The organism is Leucobacter sp. USHLN153, from assembly GCF_037145615.1.
In the GTDB taxonomy this organism is placed as follows: domain Bacteria; phylum Actinomycetota; class Actinomycetes; order Actinomycetales; family Microbacteriaceae; genus Leucobacter.
In genome coordinates, this window is sequence record NZ_JBBCXE010000006.1 from 45,077 (window position 1) to 70,946 (window position 25,870).

25 protein-coding genes are annotated in these 25,870 nt (G+C 66.5%); 17 read left to right on the top strand and 8 right to left on the bottom strand.

Annotation, left to right across the window (positions count from 1 at the left end; genetic code table 11):
- Nucleotides 1–24 precede the first annotated feature (24 nt).
- Nucleotides 25–2,115: a PKD domain-containing protein gene (locus WFH00_RS10955; protein ID WP_336660875.1), complete on the top strand. Its 2,091-nt coding sequence runs from the start codon at nt 25–27 to the stop codon at nt 2,113–2,115.
- 63 nt (nt 2,116–2,178) lie between these two features.
- On the opposite strand, the gene WFH00_RS10960 is transcribed toward WFH00_RS10955, so the two are convergent.
- Complete coding sequence (locus WFH00_RS10960; RefSeq protein ID WP_336660876.1) at nt 2,179–2,472, bottom strand: metal-sensitive transcriptional regulator; 294 nt, start codon at nt 2,470–2,472, stop codon at nt 2,179–2,181.
- A 123-nt stretch (nt 2,473–2,595) separates the two neighbouring features.
- Here WFH00_RS10960 and WFH00_RS10965 point away from each other — a divergent pair, with 123 nt between their 5' ends.
- The 5 genes from WFH00_RS10965 to WFH00_RS10985 all read left to right on the top strand — a co-directional run bounded on the left by WFH00_RS10965 (nt 2,596) and on the right by WFH00_RS10985 (nt 8,142).
- On the top strand, nt 2,596–2,781 hold the full coding sequence (locus WFH00_RS10965; protein ID WP_336660877.1) for a hypothetical protein: 186 nt from the start codon (nt 2,596–2,598) through the stop codon (nt 2,779–2,781).
- A 34-nt stretch (nt 2,782–2,815) separates the two neighbouring features.
- Entirely contained in the window at nt 2,816–4,258 is a 1,443-nt protein-coding gene (locus WFH00_RS10970) for an MBL fold metallo-hydrolase (RefSeq protein WP_336660878.1), read from the top strand.
- Between the two features lie 272 nt (nt 4,259–4,530).
- A complete protein-coding gene (locus tag WFH00_RS10975) occupies nt 4,531–6,003 on the top strand; it encodes an APC family permease (protein ID WP_336660879.1) in 1,473 nt (490 codons plus the stop codon).
- The gene (locus WFH00_RS10980; protein WP_336660880.1) at nt 6,000–7,427 is read left to right on the top strand and encodes a class-III pyridoxal-phosphate-dependent aminotransferase; all 1,428 of its coding nucleotides are present in this window, start codon (nt 6,000–6,002) and stop codon (nt 7,425–7,427) included. Before WFH00_RS10975 ends, WFH00_RS10980 begins: the two co-directional genes overlap by 4 nt.
- Nucleotides 7,428–7,590: 163 nt before the next feature.
- A complete protein-coding gene (locus WFH00_RS10985; protein WP_336660881.1) occupies nt 7,591–8,142 on the top strand; it encodes a TetR/AcrR family transcriptional regulator in 552 nt (183 codons plus the stop codon).
- A gap of 19 nt (nt 8,143–8,161) precedes the next feature.
- Here WFH00_RS10985 and WFH00_RS10990 read toward each other — a convergent pair whose 3' ends face one another.
- Together WFH00_RS10990 and WFH00_RS10995 are read right to left on the bottom strand one after the other, a co-directional pair.
- Nucleotides 8,162–8,623 (bottom strand): hypothetical protein, encoded by a 462-nt coding sequence (locus tag WFH00_RS10990; RefSeq protein ID WP_336660882.1) that lies wholly within the window; start codon nt 8,621–8,623, stop codon nt 8,162–8,164.
- A complete protein-coding gene (locus tag WFH00_RS10995; protein ID WP_336660883.1) occupies nt 8,620–11,103 on the bottom strand; it encodes a molybdopterin oxidoreductase family protein in 2,484 nt (827 codons plus the stop codon). Before WFH00_RS10995 ends, WFH00_RS10990 begins: the two co-directional genes overlap by 4 nt.
- A 203-nt stretch (nt 11,104–11,306) precedes the next feature.
- On the opposite strand from WFH00_RS10995, the gene WFH00_RS11000 reads away from it, so the two are divergent.
- Nucleotides 11,307–11,564 (top strand): DUF2188 domain-containing protein, encoded by a 258-nt coding sequence (locus tag WFH00_RS11000; protein WP_336660884.1) that lies wholly within the window; start codon nt 11,307–11,309, stop codon nt 11,562–11,564.
- A 78-nt stretch (nt 11,565–11,642) separates the two neighbouring features.
- Entirely contained in the window at nt 11,643–13,445 is a 1,803-nt protein-coding gene (locus tag WFH00_RS11005) for a thiamine pyrophosphate-requiring protein (RefSeq protein WP_336660885.1), read from the top strand.
- Between the two features lie 198 nt (nt 13,446–13,643).
- Here WFH00_RS11005 and WFH00_RS11010 read toward each other — a convergent pair whose 3' ends face one another.
- Nucleotides 13,644–13,799 carry a hypothetical protein gene (locus WFH00_RS11010; RefSeq protein WP_336660886.1) on the bottom strand — a complete coding sequence of 52 codons (156 nt, stop codon included), beginning with the start codon at nt 13,797–13,799 and terminating at the stop codon, nt 13,644–13,646.
- 233 nt (nt 13,800–14,032) lie between these two features.
- Between WFH00_RS11010 and WFH00_RS11015 the strand changes: the two genes are divergently transcribed.
- The 8 genes from WFH00_RS11015 to WFH00_RS11050 all read left to right on the top strand — a co-directional run bounded on the left by WFH00_RS11015 (nt 14,033) and on the right by WFH00_RS11050 (nt 22,210).
- Entirely contained in the window at nt 14,033–14,956 is a 924-nt protein-coding gene (locus tag WFH00_RS11015; RefSeq protein ID WP_336660887.1) for a LysR family transcriptional regulator, read from the top strand.
- A 133-nt stretch (nt 14,957–15,089) separates the two neighbouring features.
- Nucleotides 15,090–16,007 carry a 5-dehydro-4-deoxyglucarate dehydratase gene (kdgD, locus tag WFH00_RS11020; protein ID WP_336660968.1) on the top strand — a complete coding sequence of 306 codons (918 nt, stop codon included), beginning with the start codon at nt 15,090–15,092 and terminating at the stop codon, nt 16,005–16,007.
- An 88-nt stretch (nt 16,008–16,095) separates the two neighbouring features.
- Nucleotides 16,096–16,875: an amino acid ABC transporter ATP-binding protein gene (locus tag WFH00_RS11025; RefSeq protein WP_442918846.1), complete on the top strand. Its 780-nt coding sequence runs from the start codon at nt 16,096–16,098 to the stop codon at nt 16,873–16,875.
- A gap of 58 nt (nt 16,876–16,933) precedes the next feature.
- Complete coding sequence (locus tag WFH00_RS11030) at nt 16,934–17,821, top strand: glutamate ABC transporter substrate-binding protein (protein ID WP_336660888.1); 888 nt, start codon at nt 16,934–16,936, stop codon at nt 17,819–17,821.
- A gap of 65 nt (nt 17,822–17,886) precedes the next feature.
- Nucleotides 17,887–18,531, top strand: a complete 645-nt coding sequence (locus WFH00_RS11035) for an amino acid ABC transporter permease (protein ID WP_336660889.1) — start codon at nt 17,887–17,889, stop codon at nt 18,529–18,531.
- Nucleotides 18,528–19,382 carry an amino acid ABC transporter permease gene (locus WFH00_RS11040; RefSeq protein WP_336660890.1) on the top strand — a complete coding sequence of 285 codons (855 nt, stop codon included), beginning with the start codon at nt 18,528–18,530 and terminating at the stop codon, nt 19,380–19,382. The genes WFH00_RS11035 and WFH00_RS11040 overlap by 4 nt, the downstream gene beginning before the upstream one ends.
- On the top strand, nt 19,375–20,658 hold the full coding sequence (locus WFH00_RS11045) for a pyridoxal phosphate-dependent aminotransferase (RefSeq protein WP_336660891.1): 1,284 nt from the start codon (nt 19,375–19,377) through the stop codon (nt 20,656–20,658). Before WFH00_RS11040 ends, WFH00_RS11045 begins: the two co-directional genes overlap by 8 nt.
- A gap of 85 nt (nt 20,659–20,743) precedes the next feature.
- Entirely contained in the window at nt 20,744–22,210 is a 1,467-nt protein-coding gene (locus WFH00_RS11050) for an aldehyde dehydrogenase (NADP(+)) (RefSeq protein ID WP_336660970.1), read from the top strand.
- Nucleotides 22,211–22,347: 137 nt separating this feature from the next.
- On the opposite strand, the gene WFH00_RS11055 is transcribed toward WFH00_RS11050, so the two are convergent.
- Nucleotides 22,348–22,749, bottom strand: a complete 402-nt coding sequence (locus WFH00_RS11055; RefSeq protein WP_336660892.1) for a RidA family protein — start codon at nt 22,747–22,749, stop codon at nt 22,348–22,350.
- 116 nt (nt 22,750–22,865) lie between these two features.
- On the opposite strand from WFH00_RS11055, the gene WFH00_RS11060 reads away from it, so the two are divergent.
- A complete protein-coding gene (locus tag WFH00_RS11060; RefSeq protein ID WP_336660893.1) occupies nt 22,866–23,456 on the top strand; it encodes a dihydrofolate reductase family protein in 591 nt (196 codons plus the stop codon).
- Between the two features lie 61 nt (nt 23,457–23,517).
- Here the strand turns inward: WFH00_RS11060 and WFH00_RS11065 are convergent, their stop codons facing one another.
- From WFH00_RS11065 to WFH00_RS11075, 3 genes are all read right to left on the bottom strand, one after another.
- Nucleotides 23,518–23,760 (bottom strand): helix-turn-helix domain-containing protein, encoded by a 243-nt coding sequence (locus WFH00_RS11065; protein WP_336660894.1) that lies wholly within the window; start codon nt 23,758–23,760, stop codon nt 23,518–23,520.
- Nucleotides 23,761–24,252: a DUF2975 domain-containing protein gene (locus tag WFH00_RS11070; RefSeq protein ID WP_336660895.1), complete on the bottom strand. Its 492-nt coding sequence runs from the start codon at nt 24,250–24,252 to the stop codon at nt 23,761–23,763.
- 185 nt (nt 24,253–24,437) lie between these two features.
- Complete coding sequence (locus tag WFH00_RS11075) at nt 24,438–25,784, bottom strand: aspartate aminotransferase family protein (protein WP_336660896.1); 1,347 nt, start codon at nt 25,782–25,784, stop codon at nt 24,438–24,440.
- Between the last annotated feature and the right edge of the window lie 86 nt (nt 25,785–25,870).

Here is a 25,870-nt window from a genome sequence, read left to right on the forward strand (position 1 = left end):
TGGTGAGAACCCGCAATGGAGCCTTTGACGCACGAAGACCAGAAGGAAGCGCACAACGCGCAGGCCACTGCGCAGCAGCGCGAGCAAGTGCCGCGTCAGAAGGTGAGACGCCGTCGGCGACGCGGCACCGAGCGCGCCCCCGGTCACAACCGCCGGCCCCGCGCGCCCCTCGCCGCGCTCGCCTTGGCTGCGGCTGCGATACTCGCCTCGGCAGGCGCCGTAGCGGTGCAGACCGTCGCAGCGGTCCCCGCCGACGCCGTCCTCCACGACACCACGCGCTTGTACGTCGGGAGCCTCGGTACACCTGGCCTGACGGTGGTCAACCCGACTACTGACACCGTGACCGGCACAATCGCGCTGCCCGCCGTCACCCCGAGCGTGGTCGCGTCCCCGGACGGCGCGAAGCTGTACGCGCGCACCACCGAAAACGGAGACGTATACGTCGTAGACACTGCGACGGGCCAGCTCGTCGAGACGCTCGTGACGAGTGCCGGCTGGTTGCACGCACCGAGCGGGATAGCAATCTCCCGCGACGGCGCGCTGCTCGCGCTGCCGGGCGGCCAACCGTACGGTGTGCAACCTCCCGGCGACTACAACTGTTCGGTGTGGCTTGTCGAAACTGCGACGGGCGTCGAGCGGCAGCTCACCTGGCCCTCCGGCGCGCCGCGGTCGTGCTGGGCGTGGGGTGCCGCGTTCTCTCCCGACGGCTCGCGCCTCTACGTCAGCGACCACGCAGGCAACCGTTTCTTCGAGGTCGACGCCACGACCGGCGCGCTGTTGCGCACGCTCAGCGAGGCAACCAACCCTCACCAGATCGAGAACAACCCGACTGCGGTGACGGTATCGCCCGATGGTACGCGCGTCTTCCTCTCGTTCGACAACCCGCGCAGCATCCAGCTGGCGAGCGTGGTGCAGATCGCCTCCGATCGCGCGAACCTCGAGGTGGTCGGTAGGTACACATCGCAGACGGTGAGCGGCGCACTGTTCGGAGTCGCCGGCCTGGCCCTCAGCCCTGACGGCGCGCGGGTGTATGGGGGTGCGGGCGTGAGCCAGTACGCGGCGGTCATCGACGCGACGACGACGAACCAAGCTTCAGCGGTGCCGACTGGTGCCGGGTATCAGGGCCTCTCAGACGCGTCGATCACTCCGGACGGATCGACTGTCTACTTCTCTGCGGCGGCGTTGGGCCAGGGCGCGCCGCTCACCGTGTACGACTCGGCGACGGGTGCGGTGCGCGGCACCGTGCCCCTTCCAGGTGTCGCTCTGGCTGGGGGAATCGCCATGACGCCCGCGCAAGCGCCGACCGCGGCGATCGAGGCACCAGCGGCAACCCTCGGATCGCCCGTGACTTTCGACGCCTCCGCCAGCACCGGCTCCGGCGGCGTCGCAATCGTCTCCTACGACTGGAGCTTCGGCGATGGCACGACGCAGACCACCGACACCCCTACGGTCGAGCACACCTACGGCGAGACCGGCGCCTTCGATGTGCAGGTGACTGTCACTGACGAGCTCGGCGTCAGCACGACCGTGCTCCACGACGGCACTCAGGTGCTCCGCAACGGCGGACCGACCGCGACCGCGACCACAACGGTCGACGTGCAGCCGGCTCCCGCAACGGAGCACACCGTCACGTTCGATCCGAACGGTGGCACGGGCACGATGGATCCGCAGACCGCATCAGACCCCACCGCACTGACGCCGAATGCGTTCACGCGCGACGACTTCACCTTCGACGGCTGGAACACCGCCGCTGACGGCAGCGGAACCGCCTACGCCGACGGCGAGGAGTTCGCCTTCGACGCCGACGCGGTGCTCTACGCGCAGTGGACCGAGAGCGGTAACGGCGATAGCGACGCGGACCCGGGGCCCCCGCCTCCGGGAGGCAATGGTGAGGATCCGGAACCGCCGAGCACCGGAGCGAACGGGCCGACCCCGCCTCCAGCAACCACCGGCACCCACCAGCGCACGGGGGCGAAGGGAGGCGGCTGGCTCACAACGACGGGCAGCTCCTTCAGCTGGCCGGTCGCGGGCGCGGCTGCCGTGGTGCTGATCGGCGCGGGAGTTGCAGGCATGACGCTCGCGCGCAGGAAGCGCCGCGGAGATCAGACTCGTTAAGCCAGCACGACCGCGGCCGTAGCCGCCCCGACACCGCACTCACTCCGTAACGCAGCCCCAAGCTCAGGCGAGGCTGAGGAAGAGCTTCTCGAGCTCTTCCGGGTCCGCCTGTTCGCCCTCCGGGTCGGTGAGGCACTCTTTGAGCGCGCTCGAAATGATCAGGAAGCCCGCGCGGTCGAGCGCCTTCGTCACCGCGGAAAGCTGCTGCACGACCTCGCGGCAGTGGGCGTCGTCTTCGACAGCACCGATGACCGCGGCGAGCTGACCGTGGGCCCTGCGGAGCCGGTTCACGACTTTTCGCTTGGCCTCCACGTCGCTCGAAGCGGTGTGCGCCGGGGGTCCCGCCGTCTTGGCCATAAAGGTCGCCTCTCGCTCGTTCGATGATGCTGACTTGACAAACTTTATACCCCGGGGGGTATAGTCGCAACAACGGACGATACCCCCCGGGGTATCACGTTTCAAGATGAAGGAGAGCGCACGATGTGCCAAGCAACCACGTGCCGCACCTGCGGCAAGACGACCTGGGCGGGCTGCGGGCAGCACGTCGCATCGGTGAAGGCCAGCGTGCCGGCCTCGAACTGGTGCGGCGGCGAGCACACCCCCGAGCAGATCGCAGCGGCGAAGAGCGAGCGCGGGAGCTTCTTCTCCCGTCTACTCGGGCGCTAGGCGCTTTGCCCGCGGACGACAGATAGGGCTGAGCATGCTCCTCGAACGTATCTATGACGAAGACCTGGCGCAGGCGAGTTACTTCATCGGCTGTCAAGCGAGGGGAGAGGCCATTGTGGTCGATCCTCGTCGGGACGTCGACGTGTATCTCGATCTCGCCGCTCAGCACAACATGAGGATCGTGGCGACCACCGAAACGCACATCCACGCCGACTACCTCTCGGGCACCCGCGAACTCGCTGCGCGAAGCGGGGCGCAGATGTACGTCTCGGACGAGGGCGGTGCCGATTGGAGGTACGGCAACGGCTTCGCCAGCGCGGTGAAGCTGAAGCACGGGCATCGCATCCAGCTCGGCAACATCTCTCTGGAGGCGGTCCACACCCCGGGCCACACCCCCGAACACCTCTCGTTCCTGGTCACTGACGGCGCCCAGGCGAGCGCAGCCGGGTTCATGCTGACCGGCGACTTCGTATTCGTCGGTGATGTCGGCCGCCCTGACCTCCTCGACGAGGCCGCCGGCTTCCGCGACACCCGCTTTCAGGGGGCGAAGGATCTCTTCGCGAGCCTGCGTGACAGGTTTCTCACACTTTCCGACTACGTGCAGGTGCTTCCCGCGCACGGCTCCGGAAGCGCTTGCGGCAAGGCGCTCGGTGCGATTCCCGCGACGACGGTCGGGTACGAGCGCAACTTCTCGTGGTGGAGCACCTACCTGGAGAACGACGACGAACAGGGGTTCATCGACGAGCTGCTCAGCGGCCAGCCGGATGCGCACGCGTATTTCCGGCGCATGAAGTTCGAGAATCGCGAGGGCCCCGCGGTGCTCGGGGAGATCGCGGCCCTCGAGGAGTACGCGGCCGAAGACCTCCAGGCGGAGCTCGCGGAGGACCGCGTGATCTTCGTCGATACCCGCCACAACACGCTCGTGCACGCTGGGACCGTCGAGCGCTCGCTCAATGTGCCGGGAATCGAGAAGGCGGCGAGCTTCGTCGCCTGGGTTTACGATCCGCAGAGAGAGGATCGACCCCTCGTGCTCCTTGCCGCGGACCAGTCAGAGGCGGAGGCGCTCCGCGACCATTTCATCCGCGTGGGCGTCGACACAGTGCGCGGATACATGACCTCGCTCGACGGTCTCCCGCTCGTCAAACCACGGGTGTTGCCACCGCAGGAGCTCGATGGCACCGAGCGCACGGTCCTGCTCGACGTGCGCAACAAGACTGAATACGGCAGCGGACACATCGCGGGCGCACTGCAGCTCTCTGGCGGTCGCGTGCTCTGGAACCTCGACCAGCTTCCAGACCCGGAAGTCGGCCCGATCGTCTCCTACTGCCAGAGCGGCGTCCGCAACAGCGTCGTGGCGAGCGCACTCCGCCGTGCGGGCTACGACGTCGCTGAGCTCGAGGGCAGCTTCGCGGGGTGGCTCGCGGCGGGCAACTCGCCGGAACGCGAGGCCGATCCGGAAACCAGCGTCACGGCTTGAACCGCACTCACTCCGCGACGATGAGGGCCTGCGGAGCCGCCTGCTTCATGCGGACGATTGCCTCCCGTGCCGATCTCTCCTTCAAGTGTCGTTGCGGAGTGAGGCAGGTGGAGGTGCGGCCGCGCTCTCCTGGATGTCGGGGGCGAACTATTGCTTCCGAATTTCGAAATGACGGAGTACTATCAAGCGAAACGTGAATCTTATTCATGTTTTGCGGCTGGCGGCGATGCCGGTCGCTCCCCACTAACACCGTCGTTCGTGCAGGAGCCATCATGACCACACACTCATCCCCGTCGACACCAGATACGGCGCCCCGCCTTCAGGGCAGCCTGGGAGTGACGAGCATCGTTTTGATGGTCGTCGCTGCCGCCGCCCCGCTCACCGTAGTAAGCAGCAACGTCCCACTCGCGATTGCGCTCGGAAATGGCAATGGTGCCCCGTACGCATTCATCATCGCCGCGGTCGTCTTACTACTGTTTTCCGTCGGGTTCGTTGCGATGTCGCCGCGAGTCACCAACAGTGGAGCGTTCTTCTCATATGTCGCTCTCGGTCTCGGACGCCGTCCGGGAAATGCAACGGCAGCGATCGCTCTGGTGGCTTACACCTGCATTCAGTGCGCCGTGTGGGGCTTCCTCGGGGTCGCGACGAACTCCCTCATCGCCGGCTACTTCGGATTCGACCTTCCTTGGTGGGTGTACTCCTTCCTCTTCATTGCAGTTACGGCGCTCCTCGGCTACCGACACATTGAGTTGAGCGCGAAGGTTCTCGGCGTCGCGCTCGCCGCAGAAATCCTGATCGTCGTTGTGTACGACGCGGTCGTCTTTGCGACGAGCGGCGGCGCGAACGTTGCCGGTTCCTTCGCGCCCCTTGCCACTGTCTTCGACCCGGGCGTCGCCGCAGCAATCACGTTCGCGATTGCCGGCTTCATGGGATTCGAAGCAACCGTGGTGTTTCGCGACGAGGCTCGCGATCCTGAACGCACACTTCCGCGCGCTACCTACATCTCGGTCCTACTCATTGGCGGCTTCTACGCGATTTCGGGCTTTGCGCTCATTGCCGCTGTAAGACCGGACCGGGCAGTGGCGTTGGCGGACGCGTCAATTAACGGCGACGGCACGATGCTCACTGAATCGATGCAACAGTACCTCGGCGTTGCAACAGGACACATCGTGCAGGTACTTCTCATCACGTCGCTCTTCGCCTGCGCCCTCTCATTCCACAACGTCATCGCTCGTTACCTGTTGGCTATGAGTCAGAACCGTTTACTGCCGGCACGGATTGGGGCGATCCACGTGAAGCACCGCTCACCCTCGACGGCTTCGCTGACTCAGTCGATTAGCGCCGCTGTCCTGCTGCTCGTACTGGTCGTCATCGGGCTGCATCCGATCGCGCAGATTTACGGCTTCATGGCAGGCGTCGCAGCCGTGGGCTTCCTCCTGCTGATGATTCTGACTTCGGTCGCAGTGTGGGTGTACTTCCGCGGTGCAGCATCGGGCGGACGAGATCGTTGGAGGCTTCGTATTATTCCGGCGGTCGCAGCCCTCGTGCTTGTCGCCACGCTGGTCGTGGTGTTGAGCAAGTTCACGCTCGTGACGGCGCTGCCCGTGCCGGTGAGTGTCGTAATTGCTGCCGTTCCCGCGGTCGCAGGGCTCGCGGGGCTATTGCTTCGCGGAGGTGCGGATCGTCCGGGACCCGATGACCGCGCGCCTGCCTCGCGTACCTCCCCTCGAAAGGAAGCGGTATGACTCCGAACGCTGACACACCTACGCTGCACGCCTCAGACGTCAATGATGCCAGCTACGACTTCGCGATTCCTATTGAGTCGCGTCGCCAGGACTACGACCCGATGCGCGTCGTGGACGCGGAAGGTGCTTGGCTGACACTCGCGGACGGCCGTCGCATCCTCGACTTCCACAGCCAGTACATGTGCGTCGGCATCGGGCATAAGCATCCGAAAATCACTGCGGCATTGCATCGGGCAGTCGATGGCATCGACTACGTCAGCGAAATCATGCTGCACGAATCGCGAGTGACTGCGGCGCGATTGCTGACTCAAGAGACCGGAGACCCTGGGCATTGGGGTGGCTGTCGATTCGTCTCGTCGGGCTCTGAAGCGGTCGAAATGGCGATTCTCATCGCGCGTACCGTGACGCAGCGGCCCCGCATCGTTGTTGCGCAGGCGAGCTATCACGGATGGACCTCGAGCTCGGCTGCCGCGACTTCTCTGCCGCACATGCGGAATATCTTCCACGCATCGGAGCCGGATGCCTACCTGAGTGTGCCGACAGACCAGCCACCGTATTTGGCGGCGCCGACGCCCGGACCCGAGGCCGACGAGGCCGAGGTCGAACGGTGCCTCGTCGAGACAGAGCGGCTGATTCGAGCACAGGGGCCGAACCAGGTAGCTGCCTTTATGTTCGAGATATATAAGGGCGCGGCGGGCTTCCGGGTACCGGACTCGTACGTACGAGGAATTCGCGAACTTACCTCGCGCCTCGGGGTCCTGTGGATCGACGATGAGGCTATCGCCGGAGCGGGACGTTCGGGCAAGTGGTGGTCGTATCAACACACGGGCGTCGCCCCGGATCTGCTAGTTACCGCGAAGGGCATCGGCAGCTCTGCCGCTCCAGCCGGCGCCGTGCTCATCTCACGCGCCATCAGCGACATTTTGAACTCCGGGGTTTGGTACTCGGTGTCGACCAATTCTGGCCATCCGCTTGCAACCGCCGCCATCGCTGCGACGATTGAAACGGTAAACGAGGAAGGGATTCTCAGTCGCGTCACGGAGCTGGGTGCTCGGCTCGAGGCCCGCTTACGCGACATGCAGGATCGCCACGCGACGATCGCCAGCATCAGTGGGCGTGGGTTCGGATGGGGCATCGATATCACGGCACCTTCCGGAGAGAGGTTTTCTCCCTCTGATCGCTGGTACGTTCCCGGTCTCGATGAAGCGCCGGCGTTCAACGCTGCGGAGTTTGTTGCGGAAGAATGCCTCAAGCGCGACATGCTCACATTCACGTTCACCGCGAACACTCTCACGATCGCGCCGCCCCTCAGCTCGACTGCTGACGACATCGAGTTCGGGCTTGATGCTCTCGCCGCCGCGTTCGAAGCACTGGATGAGCGACTGAGCGAAGCGAGGGGCGAGAGGAGCGGGGCGGGTATTTGATAGCGTGAGCCTCAATGAGCGCACGCTCGACCCGGAAGCGTGAGCTCGGCGCCAAGGGGGTTCCCTTCGAAAGGGTGCCGTGAGCGTCCGGAATGAGAGGGAACCCGTGGACCACGTACGGAGGCTCCCGACGCAGGCGCGAAGCGGTGCGAAAGTCGCCCGCATGCTCGAGGTCGCGCAGCGCATCATCATTTCCGATGGTGCAGAAGCTGCTACAACCACCCGCATAGCGGCCGAAGCCGAGGTTTCCGTGGGCACGATTTACCGGTTCTTCGCGAGCCGCGAAGGGCTCCTCAATGTATTAGTCGCGCGCGAACTGGACGAGCTTGATCATCGGCTTGCCGAGGCGGGATATTCCCTCGGCGGAACAGATTGGTCCGAGCGTGCCGACACTGGAGCGGACGTGATGATTGAATTTGCTGATGATCCCAAGCTCGCATACCGGACGCTGATGTACACCTCGACACTGACTGGGGAGATCGCCGCGACCAACCGGGACCACGATTTGCGGATGGCACATCGTCTTCTCGCCGGGTTGCCTCAGTCTGTTTTGGATGCGATGCAGCCAAACCCGCTTGCCGTGATGCATCTATACCTGGGAATTCTCGACAAGGGGATGGAACTGGCGTTCTTCCGGCCCGGGCACCGCGACGACGAGATTATCGCGCAGATGAAACTCGCTGCGCGCACATTTCTTGCGCAGTACCTCGACTGAGTGTCGCAGTCGCTGAGACTCACTCCGCGACGATGAGCGCCTGCGGAGCCGCCTGCTTCATGCGGGTCTGCAGCCACTTCAGCTGGATCGCGGTCTCGCCGTCGCAACGCTCGACCACCGCCAGCAACTCCTCGTCGCGCAGCCCCTGCGCGGCCTGCTTCACCATCGTCCAGGTGATGTCGACGAGGCTCGCGAGCAGGTACAGGTCTTGCAGGTCGCGCAGCAGGCCGACGGGCCCGCTCCGAGTCTCGCTCAGGCCGTCGGCGTGCAAGCGCTCCGGCTCCTCCTGGTCGTCGGCCTCGCCGTACCGCGAGACGACGGGCGCGAGAGCGCTCCGGTGATCCTCGCACTGCTTCGCGAGCGTCTCGCACAGAAAGTGCACATCGGGCTCGTGACCGTGACCCTCCGACACCTGGCGAAACGACTCCGCGAGCGTCGCTTCGGAGCGATCGAGCAGACCGAGATAGACCGGCAGCTTCATCCGTGTTCCTCCTGTGTCGCGACCCGCGGCGGTTCAACCGGGGCGATGGTCTCGGTTGCCTCGGCCGCGGCACCCCCGATGGTGGGGTGGATCCGGCGGCCGAGCCGCCGACTCGGCCGAGACGCGGTGGTCGTGGGAGCCGGTGAGGTGCCGTCGCCGTCCGCGATCTTCTCGACGCTCACGGCGGCGTTCTTCAGCACGGGCTGCTTCGACACCGGATCCCACTCTGTGATCGTCAGCTCGTTCGCCGCACGACCCGCGCCCTGCGGCTCGCCGCCACGATCCCAGTACCCGTAGTGGAACGGTGAGAACACCGTGCCGCGCTCGATATCCGTGACCCGCACGGCAGACTCGATAGCGCCCCGTCGCGATGCGACGCGCACAATGTCTCCCTCGGTGACGCCGAGCGCAGCGGCGTCGTCGGGAGACAGCTCGACCCAGGCGTCGGGCGCCGCGTCGTTGAGCTGCGGCGAGCGCGCCGTCTTCGTGCGCGTGTGGAAGTGGTACGCCGTGCGGCCCGTGGTGTAGCGGAAGGGGTAGGCGTCATCGGGTGTCTCGTGCGCCGGATGGTAGGGCGCCGTCTTGAAGATGGCGCGGCCCGCGGGGTTGTTCGCCTTGTAGGTCTCCGGGCCGATGGTGGCGCCCGTGAGCAGATCGTGCCCGTAAGTCTCGCAGTAGTCGGGGTCGGTCGAGAAGACACCGTCGCGATACAGGCGGACGGTACCGTCCGGATGATCCTCGTTGCACGGCCACGGCACGCCACTCCCACCGCGAAGCTTCTCGTATGACAGGCCGGTGTAGTCGCACGGCCTCCCTCGCGTGCACTCGGTCCACGCCGTGAACGCGTCCTCGGGTCCGTTCCAGTCGAGCAGCGGTGATCCGTCGCGCTTCGTGAACCCCATGCGTCGCGAGTAGTCGATCACCGTCTCGAGGTCGCTCCGCGCGTCTCCCGGCGGCTCGACGGCCTGCTCCGAGAGGTGCACCGTGCGGTTTACGTTCGTGAAGGTACCCGTCTTCTCGCCCCACGCAGCCGCGGGGAGCACCACGTCGGCGTACTGCGCGGTCTCGGTGAGGTAGAGATCCTGCACGACGAGAAAGAGCTCTTCCTTCCCGAGGATCTCGCGAATGCGGCCGAGCTGGGGGAGCGATACGGCCGGGTTGGTGCCGGTGACCCAGAGGAACTCGATCGACCCCTGCTCCACGTATCGGAAGATCTGCATCGCGTGCGTCGGCGGCGCCCAGTGCGGGATGATCGCGGGGTCGATACCCCAGAGGTCCGCGAGCTCCTGAACATGGTCGGGGTTCTCCCAGTTGCGGAACCCCGACAGGTCGCCATCGGCTCCGCATTCGCGGTTGTTCTGCGCGGTCGGCTGGCCATTCATCTGCAGGATCCCGGAGCCTGGCTTCCCGATGAGGCCCCTGAGGAGCTGCAGGTTGTTCACCGCGCACGACGCTGCGGTCGCCTGCGAGGACTGGTAGAACCCCTGCAGCACCGTCGAGAGCACGCGACCCGAGGTGCCGAAGATCTCGGCGGCGCGACGCACGTCGTTGGCTTCGACCCCGCACGTCTCGGCAACCGCCTCCGGCGTCCAGGGTTCGACCGTTTTGCGTAGATCCTCAACCCCGACCGTGTGCTGCTCGACGTACTCCTCATCGATCCAGCCGTTCGCGAACAGCTCCCGCACGAGCCCGTGCATGAGCGCGAGGTTCGTGCCCGGCTTCACCGCGAGGTGCACCTCCGCGTGTCGCGCGACCTCGGTCTCACGCGGGTCGACGCAGACGATGCGCGGCGGGTTCGGGCCCGCGACGCGATCGAGCACGCGCGCCCACAGCACCGTTTGCGTCTCGGCCATGTTGTGCCCGTACAGGAACATCGCGTCGCACTCGTCGATATCGACGTAGCTTCCCGGCTGCCCGTCGGATCCGAACGACTCCTTCATCGAGGCCGCCGCCGTCGCCGTGCAGAGGCGGGTATTGCCGTCCATGTGCGGCGTACCGATGCCAGCCTTGCCCACGATCGCCTGCGCGTAGTACTCCTCGAGAAACAGCTGCCCGCTCGTGTAGAAACCGTGCGAGAGCGGGCCCTTCGTGTCGAGCAGCTCGCGGCTGCGTGAGACGATCCGCTGCATCGCGGTCTCCCAGTCAGTCTCGACGAGCTCGCCGTTCTCGCGCACGAGCGGTCGAGTGAGACGATCGGGGTGCGAGACCCCCTGCCAGCTCGCGAACATGCCTTTCGGCCCGAGTCGCCCGTGGTTCACGATGTCGGTGGCGCGGCCGCGCACTCCGACCATCCTGTCGTCTTTCACCGCGATATCGATGCCGCAGCCGTTGCTGCAGAGCACGCACGCCGACTGCACCCAGCGATCTACGTCGGCGTCGGCAAGACCCTCCGCGAGCACCTGATCCACCCGCACGGGCCAGCGTTCGTCTCGCGCGTACGGGGTGCGAGTTCCCCAGATGTCGGCAATGCGATCCACCACTGCGGGTCCTCCATCGCGGCTCGTTGCTTCGGTCGGAGCCTCCACGGTAGCGGCGGATCGCAGCAGCCGAACATGGGGTGCCGTGACGCCGCCGTCAGGCGTAAGCTTCGCGCTACGCTCCGCAACCCCCTGCCGATGCGCCGCGCTTCTTGCCACCGTGATGGGTGGAGAGAACAGCAAGACGGATCACGCGAGAGGGAGTCATGAGCGAATTCGACGTCACAACGAAATCCAAGAACGGGCAGTGGATCAATAAGGTCGAAGGAGCGCCGGAACTTTCCCGGAGTTACCGGGATCGCGATGAGGCGGTCGACGCGGGACGTTTGCTCGCGGCGGAGCTCGGGGGCGAGCACCGCGTCGAGGAATCGGGTCTGACCGGCGTCATTACCGACCCGGATCCATCGTCCGAGCCCGAGCCAGAACCGGCGGATCCCAGCGCCGAAGCACCGTTCCGCGAGTAGCAACGACGGTCGGGCGGCGCTCGCGCCGGCCGCGATCCTGCACCCGCGTTGGCGGGGACGAACGAGATAGGAGAACCGATGCCCGAATCCCAAGAACCGCAGCGCACCGTTGCCGACGTGATCGTCGAGCGCCTCAGCACCTGGGGGGTCGAGCGCCTCTACGGGTACCCCGGCGACGGCAGCAACCCACTCCTTGGAGCGCTCCAACGGAGCGACGCGGCGCCGCGCTTCATTCAGGCGCGGCATGAGGAGAGCGCCGCGTTCATGGCGGTCGCAGAGGCGAAGTACGGGGGATCGGTCGGTGTGGTGACGTCGACGCAGGGGCCAGGCGCCGTGCACCTGTTGAACGGCCTGTACGACGCGAAGCTCGATAGTGTGCCGGTCGTCGCGATCGTCGCCCAGCAGCATCGGAGCGTGCTCGGCTCGGACTACCAGCAGGAGGTCGACCTGCCGCAGCTCTTCCACGATGTGGCCGCGCCCTTCGTGCAACAGGTGAACACGCCGGAACAGGTGCCGATGGTGCTCGATCGCGCATTCCGATCCGCCCTCGTGCGCTCGCAGCCGACCGTCGTGATCCTGCCGCACGATGTGCAGCAGGCGGACGCTCCGGAGCTCGGGCAGGAGCACGGGGTCATGGTGACCGCTCCGCGCTGGACCAACGGGACCCGCCTGCCGCACGAGGATGACCTCGCGGCCGCCGCCGAACTGCTGGGTGCGGGGGAGCGGATCGCGATTCTCGCCGGTCGCGGAGTGGCTCACGCGCAGCACGAGGTGCTGGAGCTCGCCGAGCATCTCGACGCGGCGATCACCACGAGCCTGCTCGGCAAGCCGTACGTCGACGAATCGCACGCGCTCGCCGCGGGGACCATCGGCCACTTGGGCACCGACGCGTCGGCACACGCCATGCAGCACTGCGACACCCTCCTGATCATCGGCTCGAACGACCCGTGGAGCGAGTTCTTTCCCGCGCCGGGGCAGGCCCGCGCCGTGCAGATCGACGTCGACGCCTCGGTCATCGGCAACCGCTACCCGGTCGAGGTCGGGCTGGTCGGCAACGCGAAGGAGGCCGTGCGCGAGCTGCTCGATCGGGTGCCGAAGCGGGACCGCTCGCGTTGGCGGCTCGCCGTGGAGGGCAGCAAGCGACGGTGGGAGCAGACGCGGGCGCTCCGAGCCGAGACGCCGGCCGCGCCGCTCAACCCCGAGCTTGTGGTGCGCGAATTCGGGTCGCGGCTCGCACCCGACGCGCAGCTCGCGATCGATGTCGGCAGCTGCGTCTACCACTACGCGCGTCAGATCCACCTGCCCCCCGACGTTCCCGCGCACCTCTCGAGCACGCTCGCGAGCATGGGGTGCGGGGTGCCCTACGGCCTCGCGGCGAAGGAGCTCGACCCGTCGCGCCCGGTCGCGGTGCTCGCTGGAGACGGCGGGATGCAGATGCTCGGCAACGCGGAACTCCTCACGGTCGCGGATCGGTGGCGCGGCTGGGCCGATCCTCGGTTCGTCGTTCTCGTGCTCAACAACGGCGACCTCTCGGAGGTGAGCTGGGAGCAGCGCGAGATGGAGGGGCAGCCGCGCTTCACGCCCTCGCAGGATCTGCCCGGATTCTCGTTCGCGGGCTACGCGGAACTGCTCGGCCTGCAGGGAGTGCGCGTCACGGAGCCGGGAGAGCTCGCGGCGGCGCTCGACGAGGCGTTTGCGGCGGATCGGCCGGTCGTCATCGACGCCGCGACCTCGCCGCACGTGCCGCTGCTGCCTCCCTTCCCCGGGGCGAAGGAGAAGCTCGATTCGATGCGCGGGGCGCTCGAGGCGGAGGGGGACGCAGGCGCGGAGGCGCTCAGGCTGCTCGACGCGTACGTGAGTATTGACAAGGATCGGCGGTGACGCCGACGCGGCGAGCGCCTTGCTGCGGTGAAACGTTGAGGCGGTGCGGGCTCGGTATCGAGCCTCGGCGGCGCCAATAAAGGAGCACTGGTGCCGTGAGGGGCTGGTCATCCCCCCCGACACGAAGAAGGGCCTGGCGGGTGGAAGCAAATTCCACCCGCCAGGCCCTCGGTGCTGCCGCGTCGATGCGCGATCCGGCTATCCCTGATCGGTGTTCGGAAGTACCTCTTCTCCACCGACCTCCTTTTCGGAGCCCTTGTCTTTCGCGGAGTTCGCAGTGTCTGCGGCTCCCTGCACCTTGTCCTTCGCGTCGTCGGCCTCGTCGCGTACCACGTCCGGGTTCTGATCGTCCATCTCACTCACCTTCCTGCTGTTGCAGCGAGAGCACTCGCTGGGGCTCGGCGCTTCGCTGTTCGGTCTCCGAGTATCGTTTCGCGTTCAGGCGCAGGCGGTGAGCCCCTGGACAAACGCGCGGGGCCGACGTAAGCGCGAGCCGCGCAACGACCGGAGGCGAACCGTGAGAAGATACGTGCTTGGTCGCGGCCTCCGGGGAGGGAAGCGACGCCGCACGCTTCGGAGGAGTCCGCTTGTTCACGTTCGATCAACTGCGCAGTCTCGTGGTGCTCGCTGACGAACTGCATTTCGGCAGGGCGGCGGAGCGACTGAACATGACGCAACCGCCGTTGAGCCGGCAGATCCAAAAGCTCGAACAGGAGCTCGGCTTTGCGCTGTTCGTGCGAAAGAACAAGCGGGTCGAGATCACGCACGCGGGCAGAGTGTTCGCCGAGGAAGCCGAGCGGCTCCTGACGATGGCGGAGTCGTCTCGCGAGATCGCACGGCGGATCGCCGCAGGAGCGGCAGGGCTCCTGCGCATCGGCATCACTGCGTCGGGCACGCAGGCGCTCCTCGGTGGAATTCTGGAGCGTCTCGAGTCGATCGCGCCGGGAACCGAAGTGACCGTACGTGAAATGGTGTCACGGGATCAGATTCAGAGCGTCTCGAAGGGATCCATCGACCTTGCGTTTGTGCGCACGGATCCCACGGCCGTGGGGCTTGCCTCGTTGCCGGTGTGGGAGGAGCCGTTGGTCGCGGCGATCGGCCGACGTCACCCGCTCGCCGTGACCTCTCGCGGTCTCGATGTCGAAGATCTCGCGGGGGAACGCGTGCTGCGGTACGACCCGACGGAGGCCGCGTACTTCCACGAGCTCGTGGGGAGACTGCTCGAAGGGGTGTGGACGCGCCCGAGCCAGCAGGTGACGCAGATCCACAGCATGGTCGCTCTGGTCGCCGCGAATCAGGGCATCGCGCTCGTGCCCAGATCGTCCGCCAGGGTCGGAATGCCCGGTGTCGTGTTTCGTCCCATCATCGATGCAGAGCGGTATCCGTCGCGGCTCCTCGCCGTCTGGCGCAAGGAGAATGCGAACCCAGCATTTCCGCGCGCGCTGACGGTGCTTCGAGAGCTGCATGCGGCGCTTGGCTTGGATCACCGCACTGGTGCAAACAGGGCGTGATCAGGAGTGATACCCCGCAGGTATCGGAAGATGCAATTGTCATGTTGAACGGGTATGCCGCGCGCTTCTAGCCTGGCAGCACCCCGGGAGGATGCCCCTGCCGGACCAGCTCAGACACAAGGGAATGATGACTGTGACGGCGTACAGCCCCGAGGATCTCGCGCGGAAGGTTGGCAGTGGCCTGCTCTCCTTCCCGGTGACCGCGTTCGACTCGAACCTCGAATTCGATGAGCAGCGATACCGCGAGCATGTGGCGTACCTCAATGATTACGATGTCGCCGGACTGTTCGCAGCGGGCGGCACGGGTGAGTTCTTCTCGCTCAGCAACGACGAAATCTCGCGCGTGCTCAGCGCAGCGGTTTCCGAGGTCAATGGAAATCTTCCGGTGCTCTCGGCCGCAGGCGGCTCGAGCGTCAACGCCATCGAGCAGGTGCGGATCGCCGAGGCGGCCGGCGCCGCCGGCGTGCTGCTCTTCCCGCCGTACCTGACCGAGGCATCGCAGGAGGGTCTGGCCGCGTACATCGATGCGGTCTGCAAGTCGACGTCGCTCGGCATCATCGTCTACAACCGGGCGAACATGTCGCTCGAAGCGCAGACGGTTGCGCGGCTCGCGGAGAACAACCCGAACCTCATCGGGTTGAAGGACGGCATCGGCAGCATCGACCAGATGACGCGCATCTACTCGGAGCTCGGCGATCGCCTGATCTACGTCGGCGGTCTTCCGACGGCTGAGACGTTCGCGCTGCCCTACTTGGAACTCGGCGTGACGACGTACTCGTCGGCCATGTTCAACTTCGTGCCGGAGTTCGCTCTCCAGTTCTACGCTGCCGTGCGCTCGCGGGATCACGACTTCGTGTTCCGCGGCCTCCGAGAGTTCGTGCTTCCCTACCTGGACATCCGTAATCGCAAGGCGGGATACGCGGTGTCGATCGTCAAGGCGGGGCTGAACGCGACCGGCCGCGAGATCGGTTCGGTGCGGCCGCCGCTCACGGACCTCACCGAGCAGGAAACTGCAGAACTTGGCGAGCTGATCAAGCGAATCCCGCGCTAAACGCATGTGCGCCGTCGGCCGCCTCACCCGGAGAGGTCGCCGACGGCGCAGAGGCGTTTCGATCCTGAGTGGACGGACAGAGAGAACGATGGACATCAGAAATACGGTTTCGATCCCGACGATGGCCGGCGACGACGCGCTCGTAGTGCTTGATCAGGTGAACAAGTTCTACGGTGAGCATCACGTGTTGCGCGATATCAACACCGTGGTGCGCCGCGGAGAAATCGTCGCTCTCATCGGCCCCTCAGGCGCCGGAAAGTCGACGCTGTGCCGTGCGATCAACCGCCTCGAGACGATCACGTCTGGTGAGATCATGATCGACGGCGTACGCCTCCCCGAGGAGGGGCGTGACCTCGCGTCACTGCGTGCCGACGTGGGAATGGTCTTCCAATCGTTCAACCTCTTTGCGCACAAGACCGTGCTCGAGAACGTGATGCTCGGTCCCGTGAAGGTCCGCAAGGCATCGAAGGCGGACGCACGGAAGCGCGCCCTCGAACTGCTGGAGCGCGTCGGGGTGCTCAACCAGAAGGACAAGCTGCCGCAGCAGCTCTCCGGTGGTCAGCAACAGCGCGTCGCGATCGCCCGCGCTCTCGCGATGGAGCCGAAGGTGATGCTGTTCGACGAGCCGACTTCCGCGCTCGACCCCGAGATGGTGAGCGAAGTTCTGGACGTTATGCTCGCGCTCGCTGAATCGGGCATGACCATGGTGGTCGTCACGCACGAGATGGGGTTCGCGAAGCAGGCGGCGGACCGCATTGTGTTCATGGCGGACGGCCAGGTCGTCGAAGAAGCGACTCCCGACGAATTCTTCACCGAGCCGAAGACCTCACGAGCGCGGGACTTCCTGCACAAGGTACTCGCTCGCTAAACCCCTCCGCGCAGCCTCGCGCTGCGGAGATTCAACACCCACCAAGGAGATGCACACGATGAAGAGTGTAAAGAAATTCGCTATCGCCGCCACTGTCGCGGCTCTCGCGCTAACCGGTTGCGCCTCGGACGGCGCGTCCGGAAGCGGCGACCCGGGCGGCAAGGAAACGAGCTTTCCTGTCGCGGAGAGCGTGAAGATCGACGGTAGCCCGGTATTCGACCGAGCGACTGAGGCAGGGAAGCTCGTCATCGGCGTGAAGGAAGATCAGCCGGGCTTCGGAATGCGCGACTCCGCGACCGGCGAGCGCAGCGGGTTCGATATCGACCTGTCGAAGTGGGTCGGGGCCGAGCTCGGATTCGCCGAGGATGACCTCGAGTTCGTGCTGGTGCCCAGTCAGAGCCGCGAGCAGTCGCTGCAGAACGGCGACGCTGACCTGATCATCGGCATGTACACGATCTCGGACAAGCGCAAGGAACTCGTCGATTTCGCCGGACCGTACATGGCGGACGGACAGAGCATCCTCGTCCGCGAGGACTACGACGATATCAAGGGCGAGTCCGATCTCGCCGGTCACAAGGTGTGCTCGATCACCGGCTCGACGCCGATTCAGTACATCAAGGAGAACCACCCGGACGCCGAGACCGTGGAGTTCGACAACATGGCGCAGTGCGTCGAGGCGCTGACGAGCAAGCAGGTCGACGCGGTCAGCACCGACGAGAAGCTACTCGTCGGCTACACCACGCTCGTGCCCGGGGAACTCAAGGTAGTGGGCGACCGCTTCACGGAAGAGGGCTTCGGTATCGGCATCGCCAAGGGCAATGACTCGCTTCGCCATTACATCAACGACCTCTTGGCGGAGAACACCGACGTGCTCGAGAAGATCTACGACGACAACCTCGGCGCGTCGGGAACGAGCTTCGAGAAGCCGCAGATCAACGACTACTGAATCTCAGCGCCGCAGCGGGGAGTCTGAGCGACTCCCCGCTGCGCCCGTGAGGAACGGAACCCTTCATGCAGGTGCTCATCGACAATCTGGATCTCTTCATTCTGGGGTTCCGGAACACGGTCGTGATGTTCGTGATATCCGCGGTGCTCTCGCTCGCCCTCGGGATCGTGATCGGCGTGCTCAGAATCTCGCCGTCCTCCGCGATGCGCGCGGTGGGGACCGTGTACGTCAACGTCGTGCGCAATACGCCGCTGGCGCTGCTCATGATGTTCTTCGCGCTCGGCTATCCGAAACTCGGACTCCCCGCACTCGACTACCTGACGCTCGCGATCAGCGCGCTCGTGCTCTACACCGCGAGCTACGTGGCGGAGGTGTTCCGCTCGGGCATCAACTCGATCGATAAGGGGCAGACGGAAGCGGCGCGCGCGATCGGGCTGAACTTCACGCAGGTGCTCGGTGAGGTTCTTGTGCCGCAGGCGTTCCGCAACGTCGTGCCCCCGCTGATGAGTGTGTTCATCGCGCTGCTGAAAAACACGACGGTTGCCAGCGGCTTCTCCGTGATGCAGGCGGGAGCCATCGCCGCGAACATGTCGGAGCGCGGCGAGAACCTGCTCGTCACCCTGCTCTGGGTCGCACTGTTCTTCCTTATCCTCGTACTGGCACTCGCCGCGCTGCAGCGGCGCTTCGAACGAAAGTGGGCGCGCGCATGAGTTACGCATCCCAGGGTCTCTTCGACGCGCTCGGGCCGCGCGGCAAGCGACGGAGTCAGATCGCCGGCGCGCTGACCGTGCTCCTCGTCTTGGCGGTGCTCGGTTTCATCGTCTACCAGCTTGCAGTCTCCGGTCAGTTCTCGGCCCAGAAGTGGCAGATCTTCACCTTCCCGATGGTGCAGCAGGAGATCCTGCGCACGACCGTCTCCACACTCAGCGCATTCGCTGGCGGCGCGGTGCTCAGCCTGCTGCTCGGCGTCGTCCTGCTATTGGGGCGCTTGTCGAAGCGACGGGCCGTTAGCGCGACGTTCGCGTGGGTCACGGAAATCTTCCGCGGCGTGCCGCTCCTCATCTTGATGATGCTGATGTACTACGGGCTCCCGGTGCTCGGTGCGGAGTTCATCACCCCGTATCTCGCGGTGGTGCTGTCCCTCATGATTTATAACGGCGCCGTGTTCGCGGAGATCTTCCGCGCGGGGCTCGACTCGCTGCCCAAGGGGCAACGCGAAGCGGGTGAAGCGATCGGCCTCAGGGACCACCAGATCCTTGCGATCATCCTCGCGCCCCAGGCGATCCGCAACATGCTGCCCACGATCATCTCGCAGCTCGTCGTCGCGTTGAAGGACACCGCGCTCGGGTTCATGGTCACCTACCCCGAGCTGCTCTACTTGGCCAAGTTCTACGGAACGCAGATTCAGTACGGGAGTCCGATCATCCCCTCGGCGATCGTCATGGGGTCCATCTATGTCGTGCTGTGCCTGATTCTCTCCTTCGTCGCCGTTCGCGTCGAGAAGTGGTCGAGCCGGGCGGGGAATCGCACTCAGATGAAAGAGGTTGCAGGAATTGACTGAGAACACGGGCACGTCGACGTTGGCTGCTTCGGGCGCCGAAGGCGCGATCCGCATCCCCGCTCGCGAAGCCGAGCCCTGGGTGTCGACGCTTCTCGGCGGACTGCAGGAATCCGCCCCGCAGGCAATCGATGCGCTGGCGAAGCGGTACCGCGCCGAGGGTCGGCCGGTCATCGCGTTCGGTGCGGGGGAGCCCGACTTCGACACTCCCGCGCACATTGTCGATGCGGTGCGTGAAGCGCTCAGCGACCCCGCAACCTATCACTACAGCCCGCCCGCCGGGCTCCCCGCGCTGCGGAGCGCCGTTGCTACCGAGGTCGCCGGGTACACCGGACTGAACGTCGACGCGAGCGAGGTGATGGTCTCGAACGGCGGCAAGCAGGCGATCTACAACGCGCTCACCGCCGTGCTCGATCCGGGTGACGAGGTCATCATCCCCGCGCCCTACTGGACGAGCTATCCCGAGCAGGTCGCCCTCGCTGGCGGCGTTCCCGTTCCCGTGGCGACGGGGCCCGAGTCGGAGTTCAAGGCGACTGTCGCCAGCCTCGAGGCCGCCCGCACCGAGCGCACGCGCCTCCTGATCGTCACGTCGCCCTCGAACCCCACGGGTTCCGTGTACACGGAGGATGAGCTGCGTGAGATCGCCGAGTGGGCGAACTCGACCGGCATCTGGGTGCTGACGGACGAAATGTACCGGCACTTCGTGTACGACGGCGCGGAGTTCAGCTCCATTGCGCCGTTCGTGCAGCGCAATCGTCTCCTCATCGTCGGGGGACTCGCAAAGAGCCACGTGCTGACCGGATGGCGTCTGGGATGGGTGGTCTCGACACCGCGCATCGTGCAGGCCATGACGAGCTTCCAGTCCCACACGACCGGCAACGTGTCGAATGTTTCGCAGCACGCGGCGCTCGCGGCGCTCGTCGGGGGAGACGCGTTCCCCGAACAGATGCGGCAGGTGTTCGAGCGCCGGCGGCAACTCGCCCTCGCCATTCTCGAACGGACGCCAGGGTTCACCGTGACCCCTCCGAGCGGCGCGTTCTACTTCTTCGTCGACGCGCGCGGCGCCCTCGGTGGCGAGCTGCAGCTAGGGGAGGACCCCGTGCGCACCTCGATGCAGCTCTCCACCCTGTTGCTCGAGCGGATCGACGTGGCCGTCGTGCCCGGAGAAGCTTTCGGCGCGCCGGGATTCTTGCGCTTCTCGTACGCGCTCGATGACGCGCAGCTGACCGAAGGGCTCGAGCGCATCCGGGAGCTGCTCGCCTCGGAACTCATCGCCTGACTCGCGATCGGCCTCGGACGTTTCGAGGCTCACGCACCGCAGCCGTCGCGCGACCCTTGCAGCGCGGCGGCGAACGCACCGACCACTGACCGGAGAGAAGATGCACCATCAGACCACCGTTGACGAGCTCGAGTCGATCTTGGAGGCCTCCGAACGCGCCGCCGCCGCGCTGCGAGGAAGCTCCCGCGAGCAGCGCGCGACCTATCTTCGCGCGGCCGCCGACGGGCTCGACGCCAGCGTCGAGCAGCTCGTGCCGGTGGGGCAGCGCGAGACGCACCTCCCCGAGGGACGTCTGCGGGGCGAGCTGCAGCGGACGACGTTCCAGCTGCGGCTTATCGCAGAGGTTATCGAGGACGGAAGCTACCTCGACGCGCGGGTCGATCACGCTGACGACGCCTGGCCCATGGGAGCGCCGCGCCCCGACCTGCGGCGCACTCAGGTTCCGCTCGGCCCCGTCGCGGTCTTCTCAGCGAGCAACTTCCCGTTCGCCTTCTCGGTTGCCGGTGGCGACAGCGCCTCAGCGCTCGCGGCAGGATGCCCGGTCGTGGTGAAGGCGCACGATGGGCACCGCGAGCTCTCCGCCATGACGGGTGAGATCGTCGCCCGATCGCTCCGTGAGGCCGGCGCTCCGGATGGTGCGTTCGCGGTCGTGTTCGGCACCGACGCGGGCATCCGACTGGTGCAGCACGAGCGGATCGCCGCGGCCGGCTTCACCGGATCGATCCAGGGTGGACGCGCGCTCTTCGACCTCGCGCAGGCGCGTCCCGTGCCGATCCCCTTCTACGGGGAACTGGGCAGCAACAACCCCGTGTTCGTCACGGAGGCCGCGGACCGTGCGCGCGGCACGCAGATCGCAGAGCAGTACGTCGGATCCTTCACGCTCGGCAGCGGCCAGTTCTGCACCAAGCCCGGCGCGATTTTCGTACCCCGCGGGTCGCGCCTGCTCGAAGCGCTTCGTGAGACTGCTCTGCCCCAGACCGGTCCCCTCCTCAACGAGCGCATCCGAGAGGGATACCTCGCGTCGATCGAGGAGCTGCAGGAGCGCGGCGCTGAACAGCTTGTGCGCGGTGACGACCCCTCGGGCGACGTGCCGTCGCCGATCCTGTTTCTGACTGACGCTGACGCGGTTCTCGCTGACCCCTCCGGGATGCTCGCCGAGTGCTTCGGGCCGGCCTCCCTGGTGGTCGAGTACGACAGCGAAGATCAGCTCCCCGTTCTCGCCCGCGCGCTGGACGGCCAGCTCACGGCGACCGTGCACGGCGAGGAGGACTGCGACGTCACCGCGCTCGTCGACGCTCTGTCGGTGCGTGCGGGGCGCGTGCTCTGGAACCAGTGGCCCACCGGGGTTTCGGTGACCTATGCCCAGCAGCACGGCGGACCGTACCCGGCTTCGACCGCGAGCTCGACCACGTCCGTGGGTACTGCCGCGATCTTCCGCTTCGTGCGCCCCGTGGCCTTCCAAGGCTTCCCCGAGCGGCTGCTTCCGGACGAGCTGCGCGAGCAGCCGGAGCGGAGTGTCTCGCGGATGGTCGACGGCGCGCGGGTGTCGTAAACGCTCACGGATACCGCGAGGCACCTGATGACCGCTGGTTCGCGTATATGAGCGCGCCCCTGCTCCTCGTGTCGGTCGTCGGATGGGTGTTCGAGGCGTCTCGCGGGAACTTCGCGCGCTGAGTCGTGACGCCGGCGTCACCGCATGACGGCCGCGATCGCCGCGATCTCGACGAGCGCTCCCGGAACCCCAAGGCCCGCCACGCGGGCGCTCGTCACAAGTGGCGGGTGCTCCGACGCGATCTCACTCGCGATCGCGCCGTAGGCCGCTCGAACATCCACGCCGTCGACGAAGAGGACGGTCCACTGCACCACGTCCTGCAGGGTCGCGCCCGCCGCGGTGAGCGCAGTCTTCGCATTCGCGAGCGCGCGGATCGCCTGGGCCGCGACGTCGTCGCCGCCCACGAGTGCACCCGCCGCATCGACGGCATTCTGCCCGCCGACGTAGATCGTCGTCGCTCCTGGCGGTACAACCGCAACGTGGCTGAATGCGGGGCTGACGACCAACCCCTCGGGGCGGAGGCGCTCGATCTTGGTCATGCTGCATCGTAACTCGCGAGTGCGCTCCGTCCAAGGGCCAGTCTCTCGGGCCTTCTGTTGCTTCCCGGGCGGGGGTATCATCGTGGCGTTCACGCGCGTCAAGGGGGATCTGCGAGATGGGTGCACTGCGATACTCGATCAACGTCGCGCTCGACGGGTGCGTGCATCACGAAGCGGGACTCGCACCCGATGCCGAGTCCATGCGCTACTGGACCGCTCAGATCGCCGAGGCTGATGCCCTACTGTTCGGGCGCGTGACCTACGAGATGATGGCGGCCGCGTGGCGGAGGCCGGAGTCCGGTGGTTGGCCCGACTGGATGGAGGAGTGGGAGACCCCGTTCGCGGAGGCGATCGATGGCGCGTCGAAGCACGTGGTGTCGCGCATGCTTGGCAGCGTCGATTGGAATGCGGAGTTGCTGCGCGGTGAGCTCGGCGACGCGGTGCGGCAGCTCAAGGAGCGGTCGAGCGGATACCTCTCGCTCGGGGGTGTGAAGCTGCCGACGGAGCTCGCGGCGCTCGGGCTGATCGACGAGTTCGAGTTTCTCGTGCAGCCGGTCGTTGTCGGTCACGGCCCCAGGTTGCTCGAGGGGCTCCGTGAGCGGATCCAGCTCGAACTGGTCGAGCGCCGCGAGTTCGCGTCGGGAGCCGTGCTGCACCGCTACCGGCCGGCCGCCGCTGGAGGCCCGCCGCTGCTTGGCGCTGGATGACCCGGCGCGGCTGCCGCGGCTCGCGGCGGCGCGGGTTCGCTCGCGCCTGATCCGCCGCCTGCTATGCGGGAGCGTCGCCCGGTTCCGATTCCTGTTCCCGCTCCGGTTCCCAGCGCAGGAGGTCCGCGGGCTGGCACGCGAGCGCCTCGCAGAGCGCCGCGAGCGTGGTGAACCGCACGGCCTTCGCGCGGCCGTTTTTCAGCACCGCGAGGTTCGCGGGCGTGATTCCGATGTGCTCCGCGAGCGCGCCGACCGACATCTTGCGGCGGGCCAGCATCACGTCGATGTCGACGATGATCGGCACTCAGATCACCTCATCGAGTTCGGAGCGCAGCGTCCGCACCTCGGTCTCGCGCTGCGTGGCCTGCACGAGCAGGCGACGCATCACCACGACGAGCAGCGCGATCCCTGCCAGCACCAGGGAAGCGCCGGTGATCACGCCGATGAGGCCGGGCGCGATCCCGCCAGGGGCGAGGAGCACCGCCAAGAGGAAAGCAAGCACCGATGCGGCCGCGAACGCGCCGATGATCGTGTTCACGTAGCCGAACGAGGCGCGCGAGAACACCGAGCCGCGCTTCACCATGGTGAGGAGCCGCCAAACGCAGACGGCGAACACCTGCATTGCCAGAATCAGGCCCGCGCCGCTCGATATGAATGTGAGCTTCGCCCAGAGGGGAGCTCCGCCGTGGGTCATGTCGACCCAGATCGCGGGCAGGATCATCGTCTGCACTACCAGCGAGCCGGCCAGCGCGAGGGCGATCACGACCTTCAAGATCCAAATGGTTGCGTTCGCCATGGCGCGCTCCGTTCTGCGATAGGAATCTATCGAATAACGATAGCACGTACGCGTGGAAACGTGAGCTGTCTGGAGGTGGATCGCGCGGCGCTGATCTTCCCACACCGCCGGAGCGTGCAACTACCAGAATCCGGGGAAAGTGATAGTTGCAGGCCCAAACGGTGCCGCTGGGTGAGGGGCGGAACCTACCGCGCCTCGCGGGTGAGCACGCGCTCGAGCGTCTCGAGCAGCTGCGCGCCGTTCGCGGAGGTGAAAGGCAGCGGCGGGCGGATTTTGAGCGCGGCGGCCGCGGGGCCGGACGCGCTGATGAGGATCCCCTCCTCGCGCATGCCGTTCACGACCCTCGTAGCGAGATCCGCGTCGGGCGTCCGCTCCTCATCGTCGGCGCCGAACTCCACCGCGAGGAAGAGCCCCGCGCCGCGCACGTCGATGACGCTGTCGAAGCGGGAGCCGAGCTCGCGCAGGCCCGCCAGCAGCTCCCCGCCGACCGACGCGGCGTGATCCACCAGCCCGTCTCGCTCGATCACGTCGAGCACCGCCGTCGCCGCCGCGATGCTCACGGGGTTGCCGCCGAAGGTGTTGAAGTAGCGCACCTGCGAGCCGAAGGCCTCCTGCGCCGCGGCGCTGCCGACGAGCGCGGAGATCGGAACGCCGTTGCCCATGGGCTTGCCGAGAATGACGAGGTCGGGGACGATCCCGTGCCGCTCGAAACCCCACCAGGTGCCGGTGCGCCCGAAGCCGGGCTGCACCTCGTCTGCGATGTACAGGCCGCCTGCCCGGTGCACGGCGTCGACCACGGGAGCGAGGAAGCCGGTCGGATCGCTCTGCACGCCGTCGCTCGACAGGATGGAATCGAGGATCACGCCGGCAACCCCCGCGCCGCTCTCGTTCAGCTGCGCGATCGCGGCCTCGACCGACGCGAGCAGCTTCGGCGCGACCTCATCGGCGGGAGTGCGCGCGGTGTCGATCGAGGGGATCGTCACGACGTGCTCGCCGAGCGGGTTGTTCGGCCCGAGCGAGGGGGAGAGGCCGGCCGCGGCGACCGTGGTGCCGTGGTACGCGTGCTCCGAGATGATGAAGCCCTGCTTGCCGGTCTGGTAGCGCGCGGTGCGGATCGCGAGGTCGATGGCCTCGCTGCCGGTGCAAGCGTACGTCACGCGGTCGAGCGCGTCCGGGAACTTCGCGAGCAGGCGCTCCGAGTACGAGACGATGGGCTCGGCGAGGTAGCGCGTGTGCGTGTTGAGCTTCGCGAGCTGCGCCGATACCGCAGCGGTCACCGCGGGGTGGCTGTGTCCGATCGCCGGCACGTTGTTGTACGCGTCGAGGTATTCGCGGCCGTCGAGCCCGCGCAGCCACACGCCCTGCGCGCTCTCGATCGCGACCGGCTCGCGGTAGAAGAGTCGGTACGACGGCCCGAGCACGCGGTCGCGCCGCTCGAGGAGTGCGGCCGACGCGGGGTCGAGTTCGACTCCGCTCGACGGGTCGAAGCCGTTCGCCATGTGGATGCCGGCGTTCGCCTGCGTGTCAGTCATCTGAAGTTCCTCCTGGGGGCGGCGGGTAGGTTGCGGGTCATGTGTGCGTGCGGTGCGGGTGCTTGCGGTTCGCGAGCGGGGCGGGT